8 protein-coding genes are annotated in these 7,535 nt (G+C 73.6%); 6 read left to right on the top strand and 2 right to left on the bottom strand.

The features are described from left to right. Positions 1-105 precede the first annotated feature (105 nt). Positions 106-1,047, top strand: coding sequence for an ROK family glucokinase (locus ACSNOK_RS28220; protein ID WP_436783618.1), 942 nt, complete (start codon positions 106-108; stop codon positions 1,045-1,047). 111 nt (positions 1,048-1,158) lie between these two features. Further along, positions 1,159-1,911, top strand: a complete 753-nt coding sequence (locus ACSNOK_RS28215; protein ID WP_436783617.1) for an endonuclease/exonuclease/phosphatase family protein — start codon at positions 1,159-1,161, stop codon at positions 1,909-1,911. Between the two features lie 164 nt (positions 1,912-2,075). Here the strand turns inward: ACSNOK_RS28215 and ACSNOK_RS28210 are convergent, their stop codons facing one another. Both ACSNOK_RS28210 and ACSNOK_RS28205 read right to left on the bottom strand, forming a co-directional pair. Then, positions 2,076-2,624 carry a hypothetical protein gene (locus ACSNOK_RS28210; protein ID WP_436783616.1) on the bottom strand — a complete coding sequence of 183 codons (549 nt, stop codon included), beginning with the start codon at positions 2,622-2,624 and terminating at the stop codon, positions 2,076-2,078. Then, on the bottom strand, positions 2,617-3,384 hold the full coding sequence (locus ACSNOK_RS28205) for an alpha/beta hydrolase (protein ID WP_436783615.1): 768 nt from the start codon (positions 3,382-3,384) through the stop codon (positions 2,617-2,619). Before ACSNOK_RS28205 ends, ACSNOK_RS28210 begins: the two co-directional genes overlap by 8 nt. A gap of 159 nt (positions 3,385-3,543) precedes the next feature. Between ACSNOK_RS28205 and ACSNOK_RS28200 the strand changes: the two genes are divergently transcribed. The 4 genes from ACSNOK_RS28200 (at position 3,544) to ACSNOK_RS28185 (ending at position 7,408) form a co-directional block, all read left to right on the top strand. Beyond that, positions 3,544-4,314: a lysophospholipid acyltransferase family protein gene (locus ACSNOK_RS28200; RefSeq protein ID WP_436783619.1), complete on the top strand. Its 771-nt coding sequence runs from the start codon at positions 3,544-3,546 to the stop codon at positions 4,312-4,314. 70 nt (positions 4,315-4,384) lie between these two features. Continuing rightward, positions 4,385-5,629 carry a MacS family sensor histidine kinase gene (gene macS / locus ACSNOK_RS28195; protein WP_436783614.1) on the top strand — a complete coding sequence of 415 codons (1,245 nt, stop codon included), beginning with the start codon at positions 4,385-4,387 and terminating at the stop codon, positions 5,627-5,629. Next, entirely contained in the window at positions 5,629-6,318 is a 690-nt protein-coding gene (locus tag ACSNOK_RS28190; RefSeq protein WP_436783613.1) for a response regulator, read from the top strand. The genes macS and ACSNOK_RS28190 overlap by 1 nt, the downstream gene beginning before the upstream one ends. 55 nt (positions 6,319-6,373) lie before the next feature. Continuing rightward, positions 6,374-7,408, top strand: coding sequence for a 6-phosphofructokinase (locus ACSNOK_RS28185; protein ID WP_436783612.1), 1,035 nt, complete (start codon positions 6,374-6,376; stop codon positions 7,406-7,408). Positions 7,409-7,535 lie beyond the last annotated feature (127 nt).

Raw genomic sequence — 7,535 nt, 5'->3', positions numbered from 1 at the left:
GCCTCGCCCTGCCCCGGCGGCCGGCCCCGCCGCCACGGCCCGGGGCGCTCCCCGCCTCCGGTACGGTTGGTCGCGGCGGGGATCGAGCGAAAAACTGAGGGACATATGGGACTCACCATCGGCGTCGACATCGGCGGCACGAAGATCGCGGCCGGAGTGGTGGACGAAGAGGGTTCGATCCTCGCGACATGCAAGGTGCCGACACCGGACACCCCCGAAGCGGTCGTCGACGCCATCGCCGACGCGGTGCGCACGGTCAGCGCCGACCACGATGTGGAGGCCGTCGGCATCGGCGCGGCCGGCTACGTCGACGACAAGCGGGCCACCGTGCTCTTCGCCCCCAACATCAACTGGCGGCACGAGGCGCTCAAGGACAAGGTCGAGCAGCGCGTCGGCCTCCCGGTCGTCGTCGAGAACGACGCCAACGCCGCCGCCTGGGGCGAGTACCGCTTCGGCGCCGGCCAGGGCCACGACGACGTCATCTGCATCACCCTGGGCACCGGCCTGGGCGGCGGCATCATCATCGGCAACAAGCTGCGCCGCGGCCGCTTCGGCGTCGCCGCCGAGTTCGGCCACATCCGGGTCGTCCCCGACGGCCTGCTGTGCGGCTGCGGCAGCCAGGGCTGCTGGGAGCAGTACGCCTCCGGCCGCGCCCTCGTCCGCTACGCCCGGCAGCGTGCCCACGCCACCCCCGAGAACGCCACGGTCCTGCTGGGCCTGGGCGACGGCACCCCCGAGGGCATCGAGGGCAAGCACATCAGCCTGGCCGCCCGGCAGGGCGACCCGGTGGCCGTCGACTCCTTCCGCGAGCTGGCCCGCTGGGCCGGCGCCGGCCTCGCCGACCTGGCCTCGCTGTTCGACCCGTCCGCGTTCATCGTCGGCGGCGGCCTCTCGGACGAGGGCGACCTGGTGCTCGACCCGATCCGCAAGTCCTTCCGCCGCTGGCTCGTCGGCGGCAAGTGGCGCCCGCACGCGCAGGTGCTCGCCGCCCAGCTCGGGGGCAAGGCGGGTCTGGTGGGCGCGGCGGACCTGGCCCGTCAGGGCTGACGTCGGGCTGACGTCAGGGCTGACGGCGGGACGGCGGGGCCCGGGCGGTAGGGTCCGCAGAGCTTGATCATCCGAAGGATTGGATCGACTTCAGCCTCAAGCGGAGGACTCATGCTCGCGGACCTGCCCGCATCCTCGACCGAAGCGGACGCCTCCGTCGTCCGCGTGCTCAGCTACAACATCCGCTCCATGCGGGACGACGTGGGGGCGCTGGCCCGGGTGATCCGGGCCTGCGCCCCCGATGTCGTCTGCGTCCAGGAAGCGCCGCGGTTCTTCCGCTGGCGCAAGGCGGCGGCCCGGCTCGCCCGGGCGTCCGGCCTCGTGTACGTGACGGGCGGTGCCACCGCCTCCGGGCCGATGATCCTGTCCACCCTCCGGCCGCACGTGGAGCACGCCGAGGACGTGTTGTTGCCGCGGACCCCCGGGCTGCACCAGCGCGGTCTCGCCACCGCCGTACTGCGCTTCGGGCGGGCCCGGCTCGGCGTCGTCAGCTGCCACCTGAGCATTCGGGACGGGGAGCGGTACGCGCAGGGGCGGCTGGTCCTCTCGCGGCTGGCCGCTCTGGGCGTGCCGCACGGCGTCGTCGCCGGGGACCTCAACGACCGGCCCGACGGGCGGACGTTCGGGCTGCTGGCGGGGGAGTTGCAGGACGGGTGGGCCGTGAAGCCGTGGGGGCGGGAGCATACGACGCGGCTTGGGGATCCGTTGCAGCGGATCGATGCGGTGTTCGCTTCGGGTGGGGTGGAGGTGTTGGGGTGTGGGGTGCCTATGGGGTTGCCCGGGGTGAGTGAGGCGGATCTGCGGGCTGCGACCGATCATCTGCCGGTGCTGGCGGCTTTGCGGGTGCCGGCGGAGCCGGCGTAGGGGGGTTGCCCCGGTCCCGCCCTTTCACCGTTTCTTGCGGGGGCGGGCGCCCCCCCCCCCCGCGCCCCCGAAGCGCCCTGCGGGCGCTGTCCTCAAACGCCGGACGGGCTGATATGCGCGCTCAGGCGCACTATCAGGAAACGGCGAAGGGGCGGGGCCGGGGCTCACACCACCGCGCCGCGGCCCGGGTCGTCGTCGCCCTCCTCGTCGTCCCGCATCCGCAGGACGAGCGTGGCGAAGCCGCCGAGGAAGCCGCCGATGCCCAGGGTGGTGATCCACCAGGTCAGTTCCTGCCGCAGCAGAACCATGATCAGGAGCAGGAGAGGGCCGCCGAGCACCGCGATCCAGGCGAAGCGGGAGGTGACGTCGCCGGTGGGGAGCGGCGGCGGCTCCGGGGGGACGAAGTGGCCCTCGTCGTCCGCGTCGTCGTCGGCGCCCTCGGGTGCCTTCGGGGTGGCCCAGTCGCGGGGGCCGACGCCGGGGGCGTAGACGATGAAGCCGCCCGGACGGTCGGACCCGCCGGGTGCCGGGGGCGGCTCCGCGGCCGTGGGGGTGGCCGCCGAGGCGGCCTCCTCGTCGCCCGTCGCGGGCCAGCGGCCGTTCTCCGGGTCGGGCTGTTCGCCGTAGGCCGCGACGAGTTCCGCCCAGGCGGCGTCCTCGTCCAGCGGGTCGCGGCTGTCGTCGCGGTCGTGGCCCGCGTCGCGCTCAGCCACGGGAGGCCGTCCCCTGCCGGGTGAGCCGGGAGATGAACGCGTGCGTGTCCTCGAAGACCGCGGGGGCGTCGTGGTCCAGGGTGGCCACGTGGTAACTGCGCTCCAGGAGCCGTTCCGTGACGTCCCGGGAGGAGACCCGGGCCAGGATGCGGGCGGAGTCGGCCGGCGGGACGACGTGGTCCTCGGTGCTGTGCATCAGCAGCAACGGCTGGGTCACCTGGGGCAGTTCGCGGTCCACGAGCTGGAGGAAGCGGTGGAAGGAGTAAGCGGCGTGCAGCGGGACCCGGTCGTATCCGACCTCATGGCAGCCGGGCTTGGCGATGTCACTGGCGATGCCGGCCGTCGTCGGGACCAAGTGGCGCAGCAGCGGCAGCGCCTTGACGCCGAGGCCGTGCACCCGGTTGGCGGGGTTGACGAGGGCGAGGCCGGAGACGGCGTCGCCGTGCCGGGCCGCGAGCCGCAGGGCCAGCGCGCCGCCCATCGACAGCCCGCAGAGGAAGACCTGCGCGCAGCGCTCGCGCAGGGCCCACAGTTCCCGGTCGACCTCGGCGTACCAGTCCTGCCAGCCGGTGATCTGCATGTCCTGCCAGCGGGTGCCGTGCCCCGGCAGCAGGGGGAGCGAGACGGTCAGACCGCGCCCGGCGAGGTGGTCGGCCCAGGGCCGTACGGACTGCGGGGAACCGGTGAAGCCGTGGCAGACGAGCACGCCGACCTCTCCGCCGTCGTGGCGGAACGGCTCGGCGCCGGGGAGGAGCGGCACCGGGATCTCCGATCGATGGAGCGTGACCGCGGGCACGACGCGCGGCGGCCGCGGAAGGACAGGGTCTGGCCCTCAGCCTACGCGGAGCGCCGCACCGCGGGTAGGCGGGTTAAGGTCTCCTCGTCACACACAGGAGGTTCTCGGTTGTTCTACGGCGCTATGAAGCTGTCCATCGGCGGGTCGCTGAAGCTTGCCTTCAGGCCCTGGGTGGAGGGCCTGGAGAACGTGCCCGCCGAGGGGCCCGCGATCCTCGCGAGCAACCACCTGTCGTTCTCGGACTCCTTCTTCCTCCCCGCGGTCCTGCCGCGGAAGATCACGTTCATCGCGAAGCAGGAGTACTTCACCTCCCCCGGGGTCAAGGGGAAGCTGACGGCCGCGTTCTTCAAGGGCGTCGGCCAGCTCCCGGTGGACCGTTCCGGCGCCCGCGGCGCGGGCGAGGCGGCCATCAAGAGCGGCATCGAGGTGCTGGAGCGCGGTGAGCTCTTCGGCATCTACCCCGAGGGCACCCGGTCCCCCGACGGCCGCCTGTACCGCGGCAAGCCGGGCGGCCTGGCCCGGGTGGCGCTGGCCACCGGGGCGCCGGTGATCCCCGTCGCGATGATCGACACCGAGAAGATCCAGCCGCCCGGCAAGGTGGTGCCGAAGCTGATGCGGCCCGGCATCCGGATCGGCAAGCCGCTGGACTTCAGCCGCTACCACGGCATGGACGGCGACCGCTTCATCCTCCGCTCGGTGACCGACGAGGTCATGTACGAGATCATGAAGCTCTCCGGCCAGGAGTACGTGGACATCTACGCCACGGCCGCCAAGCGGCAGATCGCCGAGGCGGCGAAGAAGAAGGCCGAGGCGGAGAAGGAGGCCGAGAAGGCCGCCAAGGCCGCCGGTCTCGACCCGGCCGAAGGGAAGCGGAAGCGGCACCGGGGCGAGTGACCGGGCCGGGGGAGGGAGAGAGGCCGAGACGGTCGGGGGACGGCCGAGGGACGGACGGGGACGGCGGGGGATGACGGACGGCGGCGGTACGGGGCGTTCGGGCCGGATACGCATGTCGGTGGAGCTGCCGCTGTGGCGGGCGCTCACCGGCTACCGGATCGTCACCCTGTGCTACGCACTCGTCCTCTTCGTCCCCGACTACCACGACTACGCCCACCCGCTCGGCGCCGCGCTCTACATGGGCGTACTCACCCTGTGGACGCTGTGCACCTGGAACCGCGTCTCCTCCGCCGAACGCTGCACCGGACGCTTCCTCGTCGCCGACCTCGTCGTCGCGCTCGGCGGCATCCTGCTCACCGGCGTGCTGGACACCCGGTTCCGGATCGAGGACGGCGCCGCCACCCTCCCGTCCGTCTGGACGGCCGGAGCGGTCCTCGGCTGCGCCATCAAGGGCGGCTGGCGGTGGGCGGCCGGCGCCGCCACCCTCGTCGCCCTCGCCAACGCGGTCGAGCGCGAGGGCCTGCCCCGCGACACCCTCCACGACGTCCTGCTCGTCTGGGTCGCCAGCATCGCCATCGGCTACGTCGTCGAGGTCGCCCGGGTCAGCGAACGGACCCTCGCCCAGGCGCTGCGCATCGAGGCGGCCAACCGCGAGCGCGAGCGGCTCGCCCGGGACATCCACGACAGCGTCCTCCAGGTCCTCGCCATGGTCCAGCGGCGCGGCGCCGCCCTCGGCGGCGAGGCCGCCGAGCTGGGCCGGATGGCGGGCGAGCAGGAGATCGCGCTGCGCACCCTCGTCGCCGGCGGGCTGGTACCGCCCCGCCGGTCGCAGGGGCCCTCGGGGGGCCCGGCCGCCGACGCGGCCGCCGCCGAGCCCCTGCCGACGCCCGCCGTCCGCGCCCCCGAGGGCCCCTGCGACCTGCGGGCCCTTCTCGCCCCCTACGCCGGCCCCGCGGTCACCTTCTCCGCGCCCGGCACCCCCGTCCTGCTGGAGTCGGCCGCCGCGGCGGAGCTCGCCGCCGCCGTCGGCGCCGCCCTGGACAACGTCGAACGGCACGCCGGCGAGGACGCCCGCGCCTGGATCCTCGTCGAGGACGAACCCGACCAGGTGATCGTGAGTGTGCGCGACGACGGTCCCGGCATCCCGGAGGGCCGGCTCGACGACGCGGAACGCGAGGGGCGCATGGGCGTCGCCCTGTCCATCCGCGGCCGGCTGCGCGACCTCGGCGGCACGGCGGAACTGGTCTCCGTGCCCGGCCAGGGCACCGAAGTCGAACTGACGGTCCCACGAGTCCTGCGAAAGAGTGAGGTGTGATGACGGTCGCCGCGGAACAGGCCGTGAAGGTGATGGTGGTCGACGACCACCCGATGTGGCGCGACGCCGTCGCCCGGGACCTCGCCGAAGCCGGCTTCGACGTGGTCGCCACCGCCGGCGACGGCCCCCAGGCCGTCCGCCGCGCCCGCGCCGCCGCCCCCGACGTGCTCGTCCTCGACCTCAACCTGCCCGGCCTGCCCGGCGTCGCCGTCTGCAAGGAGCTCGTCGGCGAGAACCCCGCGCTGCGCGTCCTCGTCCTCTCCGCGAGCGGCGAGCACGCCGACGTCCTGGAGGCCGTGAAGTCCGGCGCCACCGGCTACCTGGTCAAGTCCGCCAGCACGGAGGAGCTGATCGCCGCCGTCCGCAGCACCGCCGCCGGCGACCCCGTCTTCACCCCCGGCCTGGCCGGGCTCGTCCTCGGCGAGTACCGGCGCCTCGCCGCCGAACCCGCCCCCGCCGCGCCCGCCTCGGGGCCCTCCGCGCCGGAGGCGCCCCGGCTCACCGACCGCGAGACCCAGGTGCTCCGGCTCGTCGCCAAGGGCCTGTCCTACAAGCAGATCGCCGAACGGCTGGTTATTTCCCACCGGACGGTGCAGAACCATGTGCAGAACACCTTGGGCAAGCTCCAGCTGCACAACCGGGTGGAGCTCGTCCGCTACGCCATAGAGCGAGGTCTCGACGACGCCTGAGCCACCGGTCTCCCGCGGCCGGGCGGTCGTCCCGGCTGGAGGGAAGGTGTGCGTCATGCGTGTCGGAGTGCTGACGGGCGGCGGCGACTGCCCCGGGCTCAACGCGGTCATCCGGGCCGTCGTCCGCAAGGGCGTCCAGGACCACCAGTACGAGTTCACCGGCTTCAGGGACGGCTGGCGCGGGCCGCTCACCGGCACCGCCGTCCCGCTCGACATCCCGGCCGTCCGCGGCATCCTGCCCCGCGGCGGGACCGTCCTCGGCTCCTCGCGGACCAACCCCTTCAAGGAACGCGACGGGGTCCGCCGGATCCTCGAGAACCTGGCCGCCCTCGGCGTCGACGCCCTCGTCGCCATCGGCGGCGAGGACACCCTCGGCGTCGCCGCCCGGCTCTGGGAACAGCACGGCGTCCCCTGCGTCGGCGTCCCCAAGACCATCGACAACGACCTCTCCGCCACCGACTACACCTTCGGCTTCGACACCGCCGTCAACATCGCCACCGAGGCCATCGACCGGCTGCACACCACCGCCGAATCCCATATGCGCGTCCTCGTCGTCGAGGTCATGGGCCGGCACGCGGGCTGGATCGCCCTCCACTCCGGCCTCGCCGGCGGCGCCAACGTCATCCTCATCCCGGAGCGGCGGTTCGATCTGGACGAGGTCTGCGGGTGGGTCACGTCGCGGTTCCGGGCCAGCTACGCGCCGATCGTGGTGGTCGCGGAGGGGGCCATGCCGGCCGACGGTGAACTCGTGCTCAAGGACGCCTCCGCCGGGCTCGACTCGTTCGGACACGTCCGGCTGTCCGGGGTGGGGGAGTGGCTCGCCAAGGAGATCGAGCGCCGGACGGGGAAGGAGGCGCGGACGACCGTGCTGGGGCACATCCAGCGGGGCGGGACGCCGAGCGCCTTCGACCGCTGGCTGGCGACACGGTTCGGCCTGCACGCGATCGACGCGGTGCGGGACGGGGCGTTCGGGCGGATGGTGGCGTTGCGGGGGACGGAGATCGTGCGGGTGCCTCTGGCTGAGGCGACGGCTTGTTTGAAGACGGTGCCTTTGGAGCGGTATGAGGAGGTGCGGGTGCTGTTCGGCTGACGCCGGGGGTGTGCCCCGGTCCCGCCCTTTCTCCGTTTCTTGGGGGGGCTGCCCCCCGCACCCCCGAAACCGCGCTCCGCGCGGTTGTCCTCAAACGCCGGACGGGCTGAAGTGCGCGCCCAAGGGC

Source organism: Streptomyces sp. URMC 126, from assembly GCF_051386555.1.
Lineage (GTDB): Bacteria > Actinomycetota > Actinomycetes > Streptomycetales > Streptomycetaceae > Streptomyces.
The sequence above is the reverse complement of the archived record's forward strand: the minus strand, read 5'-3'. Positions and strand labels throughout refer to the sequence as shown.

What these genes read in the sequence shown, in the direction of transcription:
- ACSNOK_RS28190 (WP_436783613.1), top strand. Translation starts at nt 5,629, where the DNA reads ATGACGGTCGCCGCGGAACAGGCCGTGAAGGTGATGGTGGTCGACGAC.
- ACSNOK_RS28200 (WP_436783619.1), top strand. Translation starts at nt 3,544, where the DNA reads ATGAAGCTGTCCATCGGCGGGTCGCTGAAGCTTGCCTTCAGGCCCTGG.
- ACSNOK_RS28185 (WP_436783612.1), top strand. Translation starts at nt 6,374, where the DNA reads ATGCGTGTCGGAGTGCTGACGGGCGGCGGCGACTGCCCCGGGCTCAAC.
- ACSNOK_RS28215 (WP_436783617.1), top strand. Translation starts at nt 1,159, where the DNA reads ATGCTCGCGGACCTGCCCGCATCCTCGACCGAAGCGGACGCCTCCGTC.
- ACSNOK_RS28220 (WP_436783618.1), top strand. Translation starts at nt 106, where the DNA reads ATGGGACTCACCATCGGCGTCGACATCGGCGGCACGAAGATCGCGGCC.
- macS (WP_436783614.1), top strand. Translation starts at nt 4,385, where the DNA reads ATGACGGACGGCGGCGGTACGGGGCGTTCGGGCCGGATACGCATGTCG.